We start from the raw sequence: 14,574 nt of genomic DNA on the forward strand, positions 1-14,574 counted from the left end.
GCAGGGCCAGCGCCACGTGCCGCTGGCCCAAGGCGTTGCGCTTGCGGTGGCATCACGGGAAACGTAATTTGCCGCCATGTCCCATGACCACGACAACGACCATGACCACGACAACGAACTCGATCCGTTTGCCGCCCGCGTGCGCGCGCTGCAAACCATCCTCACTCAAAAGGGGCTGATCGATCCGGCGGCGATCGACGTCATCGTCGACACCTATGAAACAAAAATCGGGCCGCGCAACGGCGCCAGGGTGGTGGCTAAGGCCTGGAGCGATGCGGACTTTGCCGACTGGCTGAAACGCGATGCGACTGCGGCGATCGGATCGCTTGGTTATGCCGGCCGTCAGGGCGAACATATGCAGGCCGTCTTCAACACCGAGGAGACGCACAACCTCGTCGTCTGCACGCTGTGCTCCTGCTATCCGTGGTCGGTGCTCGGCCTGCCGCCGGTTTGGTACAAGGCCCCGCCCTATCGGTCGCGCGCCGTCATCGATCCGCGCGGGGTGCTGCAGGAATTCGGGCTGACGCTGCCGACGGCCAAGAAGATCCGCGTCTGGGATTCGACCGCGGAACTGCGCTACCTCGTCGTACCGATGCGGCCTGCGGGCACCGACGGCTGGAGCGAGGAACAGCTGGCGGAACTGGTGAGCCGCGACGCGATGATCGGCACCGGCCTGGCGAGGCAGCCGGCGTGAACGGGCCGCAGGATCTCGGCGGACAGATGGGGTTCGGCCCGGTCGCGCCCGAAAAGGACGAGCCGTATTTTCATGCCGCATGGGAAAGGCGGGCGCTCGGCGTGACGCTGACTGCCGGCGCCATGGGCGCGTGGAACATCGACGAGAGCCGGCATGCGCGGGAATCGCTGCATCCGGCCGACTACTATGCGTCGAGCTACTACGAGATCTGGATCAAGGCACTGGAGACCCTGCTCAAGCGCCATGGCTTCGTCAGCGAGCGCGACCTGGCCGAGGGCCGGGCGGTCGATCCGGCGGCAACACCAAAAAGGGTGCTGACGGCGGAAAACGTGCCCGCAGTGCTGGCCAAGGGCGGTCCTTGCGACCGGCCGGTGGCGCAGCCGGCACGGTTCAAGGCCGGCGATGCCGTGCGGACCAAGAACTTCAACCCGACCGGCCACACGCGGCTGCCGCGCTACGCACGCGGCAAGAATGGAATGATCGAGGCGGTGCGCGATGGCTTTGTCTTTCCCGACAGCAACGCGCATGGGCACGGCGAAAACCCGCAATGGGTCTACACCGTGGTTTTCGACGGGTCGGAGATTTGGGGCGAGGGGGCGGACCCGACTCTGAGCGTGTCGATCGATGCCTGGGAGAGCTATCTTGAGCCGGCGTGACGGCCTTGTCGCAGATCTGCCACCGGGGATCGATGCCCCGGTGTTTGCCGAGCCATGGCAGGCCGAAGCCTTCGCCATGACGGTGGCGCTGCACGACAAGGGTGTGTTTTCGTGGAGCGAATGGGCGCAGGCGCTGTCGGCGCAAGTGAAGAACCCAGGCGCCGCGGCTGACGGCCATGACTATTACGAACATTGGCTGGCGGCGCTGGAGGGCCTGCTTGCCTCGAAAGGACTGGCCGCCAAGGCGGATGTAGACGCGATGGCTGAGTCCTGGGAACGCGCCGCACATGCCACCCCGCACGGCAAGCCGATCCTGCTGGAGAACGATCCCGGCCCGGCCCGATAGGGTCGTGGCGGCCCGACCCGATAGGTCGGCAACCCGTCCCAAGGACGTCGAGCGAGATCGTGTGTTCTCTTTACGTTCTGATTTGCCCCTGATAGCCTGACCCTGTCGGCGGCACTGAGGCGCCCGACCCGTCGATGGTGGTGATGGCTGTCTTGTCTTTCCCTTGCGAATCCGGTCTCTCGCGCTGATGGAATTCTCTCCCCAACAGGACGAGGCGTTGCAAGCGGTTGCTCGCTGGCTGAAGACCGGAAAGCCGCAGCTGTTCCGGCTGTTCGGCTATGCTGGCACCGGCAAGACGACGCTGGCACGTTATTTCGCCGAACATGTCGACGGCCAGGTGCAGTTCGCCGCCTTCACCGGCAAGGCCGCACAGGTGCTGCGCTCCAAGGGCGCGGTCAATGCGCGCACCATCCATTCGCTGATCTACAGGCCCAAAGGCGAGGAATCGGTGGCCGACGAGGTCACCGGCAAGACCTCCATGTCGCCGACCTTTTCGCTCAACCGGCAGAGCCCGATCTCGCGGGCGAAACTGGTCGTCATCGATGAATGTTCGATGGTCGACGAGCAGCTTGGCCGCGACCTGATGAGTTTCGGCACGCCGATCCTGGTGCTCGGTGACCCCGGCCAGTTGCCGCCGATCTCGGGTGGCGGCTTCTTCACCGATCACGAGCCGGATTTCCTGCTTACCGAAATCCACCGGCAGGCGCGCGACAACCCGATCCTGCGGCTGGCGCTCGATGTGCGCGAGGGCCGCGAGTTCATGCGTGGCGACTACGGCACGGCGCAGGTCATCGGCAAGGAAGACGTTACCCAGGAACTGGTGCTGAAGGCGGACCAGGTTCTGGTCGGCACCAACCGCACCCGGCGCCGCTACAATCAGCGGCTGCGCGAGCTCAAAGGCTTCAATGCCGAGTATCCGCAGGCCGGCGACAAGCTGGTCTGCCTGCGCAACGATCCGGCCAAGGGCTTGCTCAACGGCTCGCTGTGGAAGGTGATGACCTCGTCGCGCGAGACGGTGAAGCCCGGCATCAATCTGCTGGTTTCACCGGAAGAGGACGATCCGGATCGCGGCGTCGCCAAGATCAAGTTGCTCAAGGCGGCTTTCGAGGATCCCGACGCCGATATCCCCTGGCAGCAGAAGAAGCGATTCGACGATTTCGACTATGGCTACGCGCTGACCGTGCACAAGGCACAGGGCTCGCAGTGGAACGAGATCGTGCTGTTCGATGAAAGCTGGGCCTTCAAGGAAACCCGCCAGCGCTGGCTCTACACCGCCATCACGCGGGCGGCGGAGCGGCTGACGATCGTCAGGTAGAGGCGGCGGGACGCTGTCGCTCCCCGACAGGCCGCGCAGCAAGCCATTGCCAGGCCGCGGCTTCGTCCTCGATCTTGAAGTGCCTGAATTCGATCGGCGGCGAGGACGGCAGAAAGCGTTGCGCGCCCGCTATCCAATCCGGTTCGCCTATCGTCGCACAACGTCCGACATGTTCCAACGCATGGATGGCGCCCTGCTTCAGGGTCTCGTCCGCGATATCGGCCCAGTCGACGCCCTCATGGTCGATGAGGCGCACCAGCACGTCGATGCGCCGGTGGAGGGCATAGGCAGCCTCCAGCAAGCCGAAAAGGTTTTCGCCGTCGGCCGCGGAAACGTGCCCGACGACATCGATGGCGAAAAGGTCGTCACGAGTGGTCTCGACACGGCGAATCGCCGGCACGGCATCGAGAAAATTCATGGGTGCGTCCTTTCCCGGACTCATTCATCAGGCTCTTGGAACACCCGAAACCCCCAGTCTGTTCCCACCGAAGGCATTACTGTTCCCGTCAAACGCATTATAGGTGGCGCATCGAATGATTTCCGAGGCCATCGCCATGCCCGCAAAACTCTCCGTCAATCTCAATGCCATCGCCATGCTGCGCAACCGGCGCGACCTGCCGTGGCCCAGCGTCACCGGCCTCGGCCGCATTGCGCTCCTGGCCGGGGCGCATGGGCTGACTGTGCATCCGCGCCCCGACGAGCGGCACACAAGACACTCCGACCTGCCCGAGATCCGGTCGCTGATCGACGACGAGTTTCCGCGCGCCGAATTCAACATAGAGGGCTATCCGACCGAGGAGTTCCTGGCACTTGTGGAAAAGCATCAGCCCGAACAGGTGACACTGGTGCCGGACGATCCGGCCCAGGCAACCTCCGACCACGGCTGGAACTTCGCGGCCCAGGCTGCGTTCCTTACTCCGGTCGTCAAACGCCTGAAAAAGGGAGGCTTTCGCGTGTCGCTGTTTGCCGATCCGGACCCCGATTGCGTGGCTGCCGCGCGCGATACCGGGACCGATCGTATCGAGCTCTACACGGGTCCGTATGGAAGCTGTCATTCGGATTCCGCCAAGGCGGCCAAGGAATTGGAAAGGTTGGGAAAAACCGCCGATGCAGCGCTTGCTGCCGGGCTTCAGGTCAATGCCGGGCATGATCTGGTGGTTAGCAATCTGCCTGCGCTTGCCAAGCGCATTCCGGCATTGGCCGAAGTGTCGATCGGACACGGGTTGACAGCCGACGCGTTGGAGTATGGCATGGCCGGCACGGTGGGGCGATTTCTCAAGGCCTGCGGGTGGTAGCGATGGCAGCTTCGCGCGACAGACATGGCAGCCATTACCCGACGGCACTTGATATTGCGTCGCAGCAAGCGTAGAGCACCGCGCGCTTATCGGAGTGTCGTCCATGGCCCTTACCAATGCTGGTACTGAGGCAGAACCCGTCGAACAATCAAGCCATCCAGAGGTCGAACAGCACAGCACCAAGGTCCTGATGCTGGGCGCGCTCGGTATCGTCTATGGTGATATTGGCACCAGCCCGATCTACGCCTTTCGCGAAGCTTTGCACGCCTCGTCCGGCGGCGATGTCGCCGATCGTGGCGACATCCTTGGTGTGTTGTCGCTGATTATCTGGTCGCTCACGATTACGGTTACAGTAAAATATATCATGTTCGTGCTGCGCGCCGATAACCGCGGCGAGGGCGGCGTGCTGTCCCTGATGGCGCTGGCGCGCGGCAGCTTCCCGACGCGCTCGGCGATCATTCTCGCCATCGGCATCGTCGGGGCCTCTCTGTTTTTCGGCGATGCCGTCATCACGCCGGCCATCTCGGTCCTTTCGGCGGTCGAGGGCATGAATGTCGTCACGCCTGCCTTCCAGCCTTATGTGGTACCGCTGACATTGGTTATCCTGGCCATATTGTTCGCGGTGCAGCGGTTCGGCACGGGTGGTGTTGGCTTGGTGTTCGGCCCGGTAACCGCCGTGTGGTTCCTCGCCATTGGCCTTTCCGGCCTCAATCACATCATCGCCGACACGGAAATCCTGTGGGCGGTGAGCCCGCACTATATCGTCGCCTTTCTGATCAATTCGCCCGACGTTGCCTTCGTCACCATCGGCGCCGTCTTCCTTGCCGTCACCGGCGCCGAGGCGCTCTATGCCGATCTCGGTCATTTCGGCCGCAAGCCGATCGTGCTCGCCTGGCTGGCGATCGTGTTCCCTTGTCTGCTGCTCAACTATGCCGGGCAGGGCGCCTTCGTGCTGGCCAACGGCGGAGTCGTCGGCCATCCATTCTTCGAGATGAACGGGGGTTGGACGCTGATCCCGATGGTGGTGCTGGCGACCGCTGCGACGGTGATCGCCAGCCAGGCGGTCATATCAGGCGCTTTCTCGCTGACCCGGCAGGCGGTGCAGCTCAACATGCTGCCGCGCCTGGAAATCCTGCACACGTCGGAAAAGCAGTCCGGCCAGATCTACATGCCGCGCGTCAATCTGTTGCTGGCGCTGGTGGTGATGATGCTTGTCGTTGGCTTCGGCGAGTCCAGCAGGCTGGCCTCGGCCTATGGCATCTCGGTGACCGGCAACATGCTGGTGACGACGACCCTGCTCTTCGTGATCATGACGCGTATCTGGAAATGGAACCTCTGGCCGGCAATCGCGCTGACGGCGCTGTTCTTGTTCATCGATATCGGCTTCTTTGCCTCCAACATCGTCAAGGTATTCGAGGGCGGTTGGGCCTCGTTGGCGGTGGCCTTCGCTATCATCATGGCCATGTGGACCTGGGTGCGCGGCAGTCGCTATCTGTTCGACAAGACCCGCCGCAACGAAATCCCGCTCGATTTCCTCGCCGGCAATCTGTTGAAGAAGAAACCTCAGCTGGTGTCGGGCACCGCCGTGTTCCTGACCAGCGATCCGCTCAGCGCGCCAACCGCGCTGATGCACAGCCTCAAGCACTACAAGGTGCTGCACGAGCAGAACGTCATCCTTTCGGTGGTGACGGCGCCGCAGCCGGTGGTGCCCGACAGCGACCGGGTCAAGATGGAGACGGTCAACGAGCTGTTCATGCGGGTGACGCTGACCTTCGGCTACATGGAGCAGCCCAACATCCCGCGTGCGCTGGCGATCTGCCGCAAGCAGGGCTGGAAGTTCGACATCATGACGACGTCGTTCTTCCTGTCGCGGCGCTCGCTCAAGGCCTCGCCCAATTCAGGCATGCCGGTGTGGCAGGACCGGTTGTTCATCGGCCTGGCACGCACGGCGGCCGATGCGACGGAGTATTTCCAGATCCCGACCGGCCGTGTGGTGGAGATCGGTACACAAGTAGCGATCTAAACAGGCGATTGGCAAACGGGCTGTGCCTCACAGCACAGCCCTGCCATACCGGCGAAAATGCCGCCTCAGCCCGCCAATGCGGTTTTGTTCGCCTCGAGAAATTGCTTCAACGTCTTTGGCGTCCTGCCGGAAAGCGTCTCGATCGCGTCGGTCACAATGGCGATGCGGCCTGCGCGCGTGTTTGCGTCGAACGACACGACGACGTCAGCGAAATCCTCGGGAACGCCTGCTGCCTTCACCCCTTCCGTCAAGGCTTCATCCGGAACCTGCACGACATTGAGCGGCTTTCCGGTGACCTCGCTCACCAGGGCGGCGATTTCGGCCGTGGTGTAGGCGTGCGGGCCGGTCAACGTGTAGGTCTTGCTTTCGCTCGAGGCGCCGGCGAGGCCGGCGGCAATCGCTGCTGCCATGTCATCGCGTGCGCCGTGCGCAATGCGGCCTTCGCCGGCGGACGTATACCAGTGTCCAGAGGCGATCGCGTGCGGCAGGGCCATGAACAGGTTCTCCTGGTACCAGCCGTTGCGGAAGATCGTGTAGGGGATGCCACTCGCCTTGATCGCCTGCTCGGTGCCGTAGTGGTCGCCGGCAAACAGGACCGGCGACACCGGCTCCGGATTGGGCATCGAGGTGTAGAGCAGATGCGAAACGCCGGCGTTCTTGGCCGCCGCGACTGCATTTTCGTGCTGCCTCAGGCGCTTGCCGCTTTTGAGATCGAGATCGCCGGTCGAGATGATCAGCACCTTGTCGGCGCCCTTGAATGCGGTTTCCAGCGAGGCCGCGTCATTGAAATCGGCGGCCCTGACGACAACGCCGCGCGCCGCTAAATCGGCCACGTTTTCTGGGTTGCGTGTGGTGGCGATGATCTTTGCCGGCGGAACTTTGTGCGTGTCCAAGAGATAGTGGATGACGCCGCGGCCGAGCTGGCCGGAGGCGCCGGTGACGAGAAGGGTTTCGGTCATGGGGGATCCTGACGTTGCGCCGCAAGGGCGGATCGAGTGGTAGTCTCTGAAAGAGACCAGCACTAAAATAGGAATTGACCCACCGCCGTAAAGAAGGCAGTTTTTCGGGAGGTAGGCACAGGCAGGGAACCAGCCATGGACGGCAAGGTCATCAATCTCAGATCGAAGATGGAGGTCTACAAGGCCATCTCCGGCGGCGGCAATTTCGCCAATTGTCCGGTTCGCGATGTCATCCAGGGCGTCAGCGGCAAATGGAGATCGCTGCTGATGATGGCGCTGGCTGAAAGACCCTATCGCTTCGGCGAGTTGAGGCGCCTGGTGCCCGATATTTCGCAGCGCATGCTGACCCAGACGCTGCACGATTTGCAGCGCGATGGCTATGTCCATCGTGAGGTGTTCCCGACCAAACCACCGGGTGTTGAATACAGCCTGACCGATCTCGGGCGCTCGATGTTCGGCGCCTTTCATCAATTGATTCTGTGGGCCGAACTCAACCACGATGCGGTGCGGACAGCGCGCGCCGATTTTGATGCCGCCCAGGCGTAAGCACGCCAAAGCCTGAAGCGGTGGCTTGATTTCGCCCGACGGCTGAAGGATTGTCCCGGCCATTCGGCTTTCCTCGCCTCGATGGTGGCTGGAACCGTGATCGATCCGTTCAGGCGGATCGGGCTTGCAGAGGCGAAGTGGCCGGATCGCTTCGGCCAATGAGGCTCGAAAGGTACGATCCCTTTGCCTGCAGGAACGCACCCAGGCCCCGCGGGTAGTCCGGTGCCACGGCGTGCTTGATCGACGCCCGTTCACTCAATGCCTTGCGCCAGGCCCGGACGAGCGGCTTGCCCTCCAGGATGCCGAAATCGCCGATCCGATCGAAGGCATCGAAGTAACGGAAGATCGGGCCGTAGACGGCATCGACGAGCGAAAAGCGCTCACCCGCGAACCATGGTCCGTTCCGTATGCATTCCGCCAGCTCGGCCTCAACACGATCGAACATCGCTGACAATGAACCGGACTCGGCAAGGAAGCCGGCCTCGGTCGAGGCTGAATAGAACCGGCCGATGGCGTTAAGGGTTGCCGAGCCGAATTCGATCCAGGCACGATGCCGGGCGCGGGTATAGGGGTCGGCGGGGTGGAGAGGGTTGGCCTGCGTCTCTTCGAGGAATTCGAGGATGACCGCGGATTCGAAGATCACCGTTTCCTCGCCATTTCGCTGCGCGCGCAGCAGCGGCACCTTGCCGAGCGGCGAGATTGCCTTGAACCAGTCCGGCTTATTGGCGAGGTCGATATCGACGCGTTCGAACGGCACGCCCTTTTCAGCCAGTGAAATCGCGGCGCGCTGCACATAGGGGCAGAGATGATGGCTGACGAGGATGAGTTTATTGGCCATTTCGCTCTCCCCAATTTCGGTGAGTTTCCAGATTTCGTGTTTCATCGGGTTGGCTTTCCATAGTTAATGCAATTGCATCTATCTAGATGCATACGCATCGATCGTCAAGCTTGATGCAATTGCATCTATTGCCTATGCTGGGCCATGACCGAGAAAGTCGCGCCTTCGCCTGAAGCCATCAAGGCCTGGGCCCGCCTGATGCGCGTTTCGCGCCAGCTGATGGAAAGCGCTGAAGAGGCGTTGAAGGCCGCTGGCCTGCCGCCGCTTGCCTGGTATGACGTGCTGCACGAGCTCGCCGAGGCGGGCGAGGGCGGGGTGCGACCGTTTCAGCTGATCGAGCGCACACTGTTTGCGCAATACAATATCTCCCGGCTGCTGGCGCGGCTCGAGGCCGATGGGCTTGTGGAGAAGCTGCCGGTGGCCGATGACGGTCGCGGCCAGACCATCCGCATCACTCCCAAGGGCCGCGAGACGCGGCGCCAGATGTGGGCTGTCTACGGACGATCGATCGCCGAACTGGTCGACGCCAAACTCTCGGCCGATGAGTTGACCATGGTCTCGGCACTGCTCGGACGGTTGCGTCATCCGCCCGTCGTGGACTGACGCCATGGCACCGAGCCGACCTGGCGAGGTCAGGCCAGATGGCTGCCCCAGAGAAACGCCAGCGTCGCCAGCACGCCAAGTGCGGTGCGAACCAGATGCAGATTGCCCCATTTGACGATCAGGGACCTGGCTTGCGGATTGGCGGCGCCTGCGTCCATCGCCCCCAGCACCCTGTTGGTCGGCATCATGGCGATCAGCGTCCACGGCCAGGGCAGGATGATCAATACGGCGCCAACCAGAAAGGCGAGACCGCCGGCCTGCCACCAGGCAATCAGACCGAGAACGCAGGCGACAAGGGCAATCGACGCCTGCATGGCGGCGCCGCGTTTGTAGGAAGGCTGCCATTCCTGCAGCAGCGCCTTGTCATCGAGACGAAGCCGCGCCGGTTGCTCGGCGACGCTGACATAGATCGCAGCGCCGGAGAACGCGGCGGCAACCGTCAAGGCAAGCAACCCGATCAGCATCTTCTTTCCCGCGCAAGCCGTCCGGCGCTGATGCCGCCAGACAGAAATAGGGCTTGCAAGGCTCAAAACAATACGCCATAGATTGAGCGAACCGTAACGTACGGTACGGCTGGGCGGGGATAACCGGCCGGCCTTGCCTTTGAGAGAAGAGCGTGTTGCACATCCTACCCGAGATCGAGAACAGCCAAGCGCTGACAGAGCGGCAGAAGGCCGTTCTCGATGCGGCGTTGCGGCTGCTGGTCGAGGAGGGCGACCAACTGACCATGACAGCCGTGGCACGCCGTGCGAGTTGCTCCAAGGAAACGCTCTACAAATGGTTCGGCGATCGTGATGGATTGCTGACGGCGACAGTGCAGTGGCAGGCTTCGAAAGTGCGGGTGGCGCCGGTCGACGGCAAGGGGCTCGATCTGGACTCGCTGACGGCAAGCCTGGAACGCTTTGCTTCCGACTGGCTGAAGGTAATTTCGAGCGACACCTCGATAGCGCTCAATCGTGTGGCGGTCGGCCATGCCGGATCGGGAAACGACAATCTCGGCGCTGTCGTGCTGGAGAATGGCCGTTTCGCGCTGGCCAAGCGGTTGAAGCCTGTCCTTGAGGCCGGCCGCCAGGCCGGGTGGCTCGACTTCGCGGATGCCGAAACGGCGTTCCGCACCTTTTTCGGGCTGGTCGCCCGTGACGTGCAGATACGTCTGCTGCTCGGCGATCGGCTGGAATTGACTGAGGCGGCGATCGGCGGCGATGCCGCGCGGGCGACGCAGCAGTTTCTCGCTCTTTTCGGAGCAAAAACCGGCCGCAAGGCTGATTCATAAAAAACGGGAAGGAAGACAAAGAATGCGCGTCTATTACGATCGTGATGCCGATCTCAACCTGATCAAGGGCAAGAAGGTTGCCATCATCGGCTATGGCAGCCAGGGCAGGGCGCATGCGCTCAACCTCAAGGATTCCGGCGCCAAGGAGATCGCCATCGGCCTCAAGGCCGGCTCGGCGACCGCCAAGAAGGTCGAAGCCGACGGGCTCAAGGTGATGAGCGTGGCCGACGCCGCCAAATGGGCCGACCTGATGATGATGGCGACGCCTGACGAACTGCAGGCCGACATCTACAAGAACGAGATCGCGCCAAACATCCGCGACGGTGCCGCAATCGCCTTCGCGCACGGCCTCAACGTGCATTTCGGCCTCATCGAGCCGAAGTCGACGGTCGACGTCGTCATGATCGCGCCCAAGGGTCCCGGCCATACCGTGCGCGGCGAATACCAGAAGGGCGGCGGTGTGCCGTGCCTGGTCGCCGTCAACCAGGACGCTTCGGGCAATGCGCTCGACCTGGCGCTGTCCTACGCCTGCGGCGTCGGTGGTGGCCGTTCGGGCATTATCGAGACCAATTTCCGCGAGGAATGCGAGACCGATCTGTTCGGCGAGCAGGTCGTGCTGTGCGGCGGCCTGGTTGAGCTGATCCGCGCCGGCTTCGAGACGCTGGTGGAAGCCGGCTACGCGCCGGAGATGGCCTATTTCGAGTGCCTGCACGAGGTCAAGCTGATCGTCGACCTGATCTATGAAGGCGGCATCGCCAACATGAACTACTCGATCTCGAACACCGCCGAATGGGGCGAATACGTCTCGGGTCCGCGTATCATCACCGCCGAGACCAAGGCCGAGATGAAGCGCGTGCTGAAGGACATCCAGACCGGCAAGTTCACGTCGGAGTGGATGCAGGAATACCGCGCTGGCATGTCACGCTTCAAGGGCATCCGCCGCATGAACGACAGCCACCAGATCGAGGAAGTCGGCGCCAAGCTGCGCGCGATGATGCCATGGATTTCGAAGAACAAGCTGGTCGACAAGGCGAAAAACTGAGCGAAATCAGCACATACAGCTGGAATCTGAAACGGCGCCTCGTGGCGCCGTTTCCTTATTCTGCCGGTAGGTCGGCTGCAGCTCAGCTATAGGGCGAGTAGCACTGCTGGCGCGGGCCGCTATAAGGCTGGAACGTGTTGTCGTAGGCGCGATACGACCGATAACGGTTGTAGCACCATTGGACATGGGCGCTCGAAAGCCGTCCTGCGCGGTAATAATGGCGCGGGGCCGGCCTGACATAGTACCTGTCATAGTAGTTGTAGTTGTTGTACATGCTGCCGAGGCCGAGCCCCAGCCCAAGGCCCAGGATTGCGGCCGCTCCATCATCGTAATAGCGGCCGCCGCGATAATGGTGGCGACCGTGGCGCCAACGCCAGTCATCTCCGCCATTCCAGTTGCCGCGGTTCCATCCATTCCAGTTGCCGCGGTCCCAGTTGTCACGGTTCCAGTGGCGACGCCCATCATGGCGGCGCCACCTCCAATTATCACTGTAGAACGGACGGTTGTTGCCGCCCGCCCATTCCTCGCGGACCGGGGTGACCGCCGGTGCCGCGGTGCTGGTGGGAATCGACAGTGTCGGCTGTATGATCGGACCGGCAGCGGACGGTGCCGTGGTGCCGGAGAGGATACTGAGCGCTACCAGTCCTGATGTTATCGTGGACGAAAAGAGCGAATTCATTGCACTCTCCAAGAGGTACAGGCCCCACGCCTACCCGAGGAATGGGCCTAATGTGGATGTTTGCATCTGAACGGCGGATGAACGGAAAGGTTCCGGTCAACCACGGCGCGTATGCCCCCAGGACCAACCGGTCTCCCTAGGAGGTGGTCCTGCAACCTTGTTTTCTGCAGCGCTTGCGGGCAAAGGTCATGGCATGTCGCTGCGCCTTGCCACTTTCAATGTCGAGAACCTGATGAACAGGTTCGATTTTTCCGGCTATCGCAACCAGCTCAACGAAGATCGAACGTTGGCGCTGTTCGATATCCAGAGCGAGGCGGAATACAAGATGCTGGAGCAGGCACGCGCCATCGCCCAGTCCGACGACACGCGCCAGTTGACGGCGCTGGCAATCGCGGCCACCCGCGCCGACATCGTCTGCATGCAGGAGGTCGACAATATCGAGGCGCTGAAGGCCTTCGAATACGGTTACCTGTTCAAGATGGTGGGACAAGGCTACCGGCAGAAATACATCACATCGGGCAATGATTCGCGCGGCATCGACGTTGCCGTGATGATGCGCAACCAAACCGCGCACGGCCAGCCGATCGAATTCGTGCGCATGACCAGCCACGCCTATGTCACCTACGAGCAGTTCGGGCTGCATACGCCGGAGTTGGCGGCACTTGGCAACCAGGCCAATGAGCGCATCTTCCGGCGCGATTGCCTGGAAATCGACATCACGGTGGGCGGCGTGCCGCTGACGCTCTATCTCGTGCACTTCAAGTCGATGGGCTCGCCGCGCAACGGGTTTGACGGGCGTGAGGCGACGATGCCGGTCCGCATCGCCGAGGCGCAGGCCGTGCGGCGGATCATCGAGGAGCGCTTCGGCAAGGACCATGCCGCCGACAAGCGCTGGGCGATCTGTGGCGACATGAATGACTACCGGCAACGCGTGATGGTCGCCGGCGATGCGATCGACGGCTACCGCTTCGAGGTGATCGACGAGACCCTATCCTGCATCAACGTACTGACGGCGGGGGGTTTCTGCGAAAACGTCGTCGAGCGGCGGCCCGAGATAGACCGCTGGAGTTTTTATCACACGCGCGGACCGGAAGAGCGGCATCTGTGCCAGCTCGACTATATCCTGCTGTCGAAGGGGCTCGCCGCCAGCAATGCTACGGCTGTTCCCGACATCATCCGCAACGGCCAGCCCTGGCGCACGATTTTCCCACCCGGCCAGGAGGTCGATCGCTTTCCGCGCGCCGGCTGGGATCGGCCGAAGGCGTCGGACCATTGTCCGGTGGCCATCACCCTGGACATCGTTTGATACGCCCATGAGTTTCGACCTGCCGCGCAATGTCATCCTGCCGGTCGACGCCGTCGACGTCAGGCTCGATCCCCGCCCGCATCCCTTCGCTTGGGACAATGCAGAGGCCATCGCCGAGAACTGGCAGCGCGAAATCGCCGCCAATCCGGCGCTGTTCGACGGCATAGTGGTGTTGCTGTCGCAACTCGCGTACCGCGACAACCGTCTCGTCGGCCGCTGCCATGCGGTCAATTACTCGACGTTCCTGCTATGGCGAAAACGGCGCGAGAATTCGGGCGCCGAGCATGCCTATGCGCATGCCATGCTGGTGGCCGGCGACAACGCGCTGGTGGCGATCCGCATGGGACCGCACACGGTGAACGCCGGCCGCGTCTATTTCGCCGCCGGGTCGTTCGAGCCGCTCGATTTTCGCGATGGACTGGTCGATGTCGATTTCAACATGATCCGCGAGGTTCGCGAGGAAACCGGCCTCGACCTGTCGGGTGCCGAACGCGGCAAGCGCTACCACGCGCTGTCGACCAACAGCGGAACGGTGATCTTCCGCCGCTATCACGCGAAGGCGCCCGCCGACGAGATCGCGCGCCGCATCTCAGCCTTCGTCGCCACCGAAATCGATCCGGAGATCGAGGGACCGGTGATCATCCGTGATGCCGCCGACCTGCCGAAAGGGCTGTCGCCGCACATGAAGCCGCTGATTGATTGGCATTTTGCCGGCAGGGATTAGCGTTGCGCCTTGTCCTGCGCCGGCTCGCGATCGTTGCGGGTGGCGACGAAGAACAGGATAAAGCCGATGCCCAGCAAGCCGCCCATCGCCATCCCCATGGTCTGGCCGACGACTGCCTGGAAATCTGGTGTGACGCGGTCGGGATTGGCCATGCCGTAGCGGGCGAGATACCACCAGATGCCTGCAAGAGCGGCCTCGATGATGACCATCACCAGGATCAGCCGCGCCTTCTTGCTCACGCGCTATTCCTCGACCCAAGGTGAATTGCCCTAGCA

At 62.6% G+C, this 14,574-nt stretch carries 18 protein-coding genes; 12 read left to right on the top strand and 6 right to left on the bottom strand.

The window, feature by feature from the left end; translation table 11 throughout:
* Positions 1-76: 76 nt before the first annotated feature.
* The 4 genes from nthA to NKJ01_RS10340 all read left to right on the top strand — a co-directional run bounded on the left by nthA (position 77) and on the right by NKJ01_RS10340 (position 3,011).
* Complete coding sequence (gene nthA, locus NKJ01_RS10325) at positions 77-694, top strand: nitrile hydratase subunit alpha (protein ID WP_352727681.1); 618 nt, start codon at positions 77-79, stop codon at positions 692-694.
* Positions 691-1,350, top strand: a complete 660-nt coding sequence (nthB, locus tag NKJ01_RS10330; protein ID WP_352727682.1) for a nitrile hydratase subunit beta — start codon at positions 691-693, stop codon at positions 1,348-1,350. The genes nthA and nthB overlap by 4 nt, the downstream gene beginning before the upstream one ends.
* Positions 1,319-1,696 carry a nitrile hydratase accessory protein gene (locus NKJ01_RS10335; protein WP_502905871.1) on the top strand — a complete coding sequence of 126 codons (378 nt, stop codon included), beginning with the start codon at positions 1,319-1,321 and terminating at the stop codon, positions 1,694-1,696. The genes nthB and NKJ01_RS10335 overlap by 32 nt, the downstream gene beginning before the upstream one ends.
* A 187-nt stretch (positions 1,697-1,883) precedes the next feature.
* The gene (locus tag NKJ01_RS10340; RefSeq protein WP_352727684.1) at positions 1,884-3,011 is read left to right on the top strand and encodes an ATP-dependent DNA helicase; all 1,128 of its coding nucleotides are present in this window, start codon (positions 1,884-1,886) and stop codon (positions 3,009-3,011) included.
* Here NKJ01_RS10340 and NKJ01_RS10345 read toward each other — a convergent pair.
* Complete coding sequence (locus tag NKJ01_RS10345; protein ID WP_352727685.1) at positions 3,004-3,429, bottom strand: SpoIIAA family protein; 426 nt, start codon at positions 3,427-3,429, stop codon at positions 3,004-3,006. The genes NKJ01_RS10340 and NKJ01_RS10345 overlap by 8 nt on opposite strands.
* Before the next feature lie 136 nt (positions 3,430-3,565).
* Between NKJ01_RS10345 and NKJ01_RS10350 the strand changes: the two genes are divergently transcribed.
* Together NKJ01_RS10350 and NKJ01_RS10355 are read left to right on the top strand one after the other, a co-directional pair.
* Complete coding sequence (locus tag NKJ01_RS10350; RefSeq protein WP_352727772.1) at positions 3,566-4,306, top strand: pyridoxine 5'-phosphate synthase; 741 nt, start codon at positions 3,566-3,568, stop codon at positions 4,304-4,306.
* Between the two features lie 103 nt (positions 4,307-4,409).
* Complete coding sequence (locus NKJ01_RS10355) at positions 4,410-6,329, top strand: potassium transporter Kup (RefSeq protein WP_352727686.1); 1,920 nt, start codon at positions 4,410-4,412, stop codon at positions 6,327-6,329.
* Positions 6,330-6,394: 65 nt separating this feature from the next.
* Here NKJ01_RS10355 and NKJ01_RS10360 read toward each other — a convergent pair whose 3' ends face one another.
* On the bottom strand, positions 6,395-7,288 hold the full coding sequence (locus NKJ01_RS10360) for an SDR family oxidoreductase (RefSeq protein WP_352727687.1): 894 nt from the start codon (positions 7,286-7,288) through the stop codon (positions 6,395-6,397).
* A gap of 135 nt (positions 7,289-7,423) precedes the next feature.
* Between NKJ01_RS10360 and NKJ01_RS10365 the strand changes: the two genes are divergently transcribed.
* Positions 7,424-7,834: a winged helix-turn-helix transcriptional regulator gene (locus tag NKJ01_RS10365; RefSeq protein ID WP_352727688.1), complete on the top strand. Its 411-nt coding sequence runs from the start codon at positions 7,424-7,426 to the stop codon at positions 7,832-7,834.
* A gap of 109 nt (positions 7,835-7,943) precedes the next feature.
* Here the strand turns inward: NKJ01_RS10365 and NKJ01_RS10370 are convergent, their stop codons facing one another.
* A complete protein-coding gene (locus NKJ01_RS10370; protein WP_352727689.1) occupies positions 7,944-8,672 on the bottom strand; it encodes a glutathione S-transferase family protein in 729 nt (242 codons plus the stop codon).
* 144 nt (positions 8,673-8,816) lie between these two features.
* Between NKJ01_RS10370 and NKJ01_RS10375 the strand changes: the two genes are divergently transcribed.
* Complete coding sequence (locus NKJ01_RS10375) at positions 8,817-9,275, top strand: MarR family winged helix-turn-helix transcriptional regulator (protein ID WP_352727690.1); 459 nt, start codon at positions 8,817-8,819, stop codon at positions 9,273-9,275.
* Positions 9,276-9,304: 29 nt separating this feature from the next.
* Here NKJ01_RS10375 and NKJ01_RS10380 read toward each other — a convergent pair whose 3' ends face one another.
* On the bottom strand, positions 9,305-9,739 hold the full coding sequence (locus NKJ01_RS10380) for an anthrone oxygenase family protein (RefSeq protein WP_502905872.1): 435 nt from the start codon (positions 9,737-9,739) through the stop codon (positions 9,305-9,307).
* Positions 9,740-9,891: 152 nt separating this feature from the next.
* Here NKJ01_RS10380 and NKJ01_RS10385 point away from each other — a divergent pair, with 152 nt between their 5' ends.
* Together NKJ01_RS10385 and ilvC are read left to right on the top strand one after the other, a co-directional pair.
* Positions 9,892-10,548 (top strand): TetR/AcrR family transcriptional regulator, encoded by a 657-nt coding sequence (locus NKJ01_RS10385; protein ID WP_352727691.1) that lies wholly within the window; start codon positions 9,892-9,894, stop codon positions 10,546-10,548.
* A 22-nt stretch (positions 10,549-10,570) separates the two neighbouring features.
* Complete coding sequence (gene ilvC / locus NKJ01_RS10390; RefSeq protein WP_023757108.1) at positions 10,571-11,590, top strand: ketol-acid reductoisomerase; 1,020 nt, start codon at positions 10,571-10,573, stop codon at positions 11,588-11,590.
* A gap of 82 nt (positions 11,591-11,672) precedes the next feature.
* Here the strand turns inward: ilvC and NKJ01_RS10395 are convergent, their stop codons facing one another.
* On the bottom strand, positions 11,673-12,269 hold the full coding sequence (locus tag NKJ01_RS10395) for a BA14K family protein (RefSeq protein WP_023757109.1): 597 nt from the start codon (positions 12,267-12,269) through the stop codon (positions 11,673-11,675).
* 193 nt (positions 12,270-12,462) lie between these two features.
* Between NKJ01_RS10395 and NKJ01_RS10400 the strand changes: the two genes are divergently transcribed.
* Positions 12,463-13,575: an endonuclease/exonuclease/phosphatase family protein gene (locus NKJ01_RS10400; protein ID WP_352602971.1), complete on the top strand. Its 1,113-nt coding sequence runs from the start codon at positions 12,463-12,465 to the stop codon at positions 13,573-13,575.
* 7 nt (positions 13,576-13,582) lie between these two features.
* Complete coding sequence (locus NKJ01_RS10405) at positions 13,583-14,299, top strand: hypothetical protein (protein ID WP_352727692.1); 717 nt, start codon at positions 13,583-13,585, stop codon at positions 14,297-14,299.
* Here NKJ01_RS10405 and NKJ01_RS10410 read toward each other — a convergent pair.
* Entirely contained in the window at positions 14,296-14,538 is a 243-nt protein-coding gene (locus NKJ01_RS10410) for a hypothetical protein (protein WP_352727693.1), read from the bottom strand. The genes NKJ01_RS10405 and NKJ01_RS10410 overlap by 4 nt on opposite strands.
* Positions 14,539-14,574 lie beyond the last annotated feature (36 nt).

Source organism: Mesorhizobium sp. M0276 (genome assembly GCF_040321755.1).
In the GTDB taxonomy this organism is placed as follows: domain Bacteria; phylum Pseudomonadota; class Alphaproteobacteria; order Rhizobiales; family Rhizobiaceae; genus Mesorhizobium.

Coding starts and splice junctions, on each gene's coding strand:
- NKJ01_RS10345 (WP_352727685.1), bottom strand. CDS start 3,429: ATGAATTTTCTCGATGCCGTGCCGGCGATTCGCCGTGTCGAGACCACT.
- NKJ01_RS10370 (WP_352727689.1), bottom strand. CDS start 8,672: ATGGCCAATAAACTCATCCTCGTCAGCCATCATCTCTGCCCCTATGTG.
- NKJ01_RS10400 (WP_352602971.1), top strand. CDS start 12,463: ATGTCGCTGCGCCTTGCCACTTTCAATGTCGAGAACCTGATGAACAGG.
- NKJ01_RS10405 (WP_352727692.1), top strand. CDS start 13,583: ATGAGTTTCGACCTGCCGCGCAATGTCATCCTGCCGGTCGACGCCGTC.
- ilvC (WP_023757108.1), top strand. CDS start 10,571: ATGCGCGTCTATTACGATCGTGATGCCGATCTCAACCTGATCAAGGGC.
- NKJ01_RS10360 (WP_352727687.1), bottom strand. CDS start 7,288: ATGACCGAAACCCTTCTCGTCACCGGCGCCTCCGGCCAGCTCGGCCGC.
- NKJ01_RS10380 (WP_502905872.1), bottom strand. CDS start 9,739: ATGCTGATCGGGTTGCTTGCCTTGACGGTTGCCGCCGCGTTCTCCGGC.
- NKJ01_RS10375 (WP_352727690.1), top strand. CDS start 8,817: ATGACCGAGAAAGTCGCGCCTTCGCCTGAAGCCATCAAGGCCTGGGCC.
- NKJ01_RS10395 (WP_023757109.1), bottom strand. CDS start 12,269: ATGAATTCGCTCTTTTCGTCCACGATAACATCAGGACTGGTAGCGCTC.
- NKJ01_RS10350 (WP_352727772.1), top strand. CDS start 3,566: ATGCCCGCAAAACTCTCCGTCAATCTCAATGCCATCGCCATGCTGCGC.
- nthA (WP_352727681.1), top strand. CDS start 77: ATGTCCCATGACCACGACAACGACCATGACCACGACAACGAACTCGAT.
- NKJ01_RS10335 (WP_502905871.1), top strand. CDS start 1,319: ATGCCTGGGAGAGCTATCTTGAGCCGGCGTGACGGCCTTGTCGCAGAT.
- NKJ01_RS10355 (WP_352727686.1), top strand. CDS start 4,410: ATGGCCCTTACCAATGCTGGTACTGAGGCAGAACCCGTCGAACAATCA.
- NKJ01_RS10340 (WP_352727684.1), top strand. CDS start 1,884: ATGGAATTCTCTCCCCAACAGGACGAGGCGTTGCAAGCGGTTGCTCGC.
- NKJ01_RS10365 (WP_352727688.1), top strand. CDS start 7,424: ATGGACGGCAAGGTCATCAATCTCAGATCGAAGATGGAGGTCTACAAG.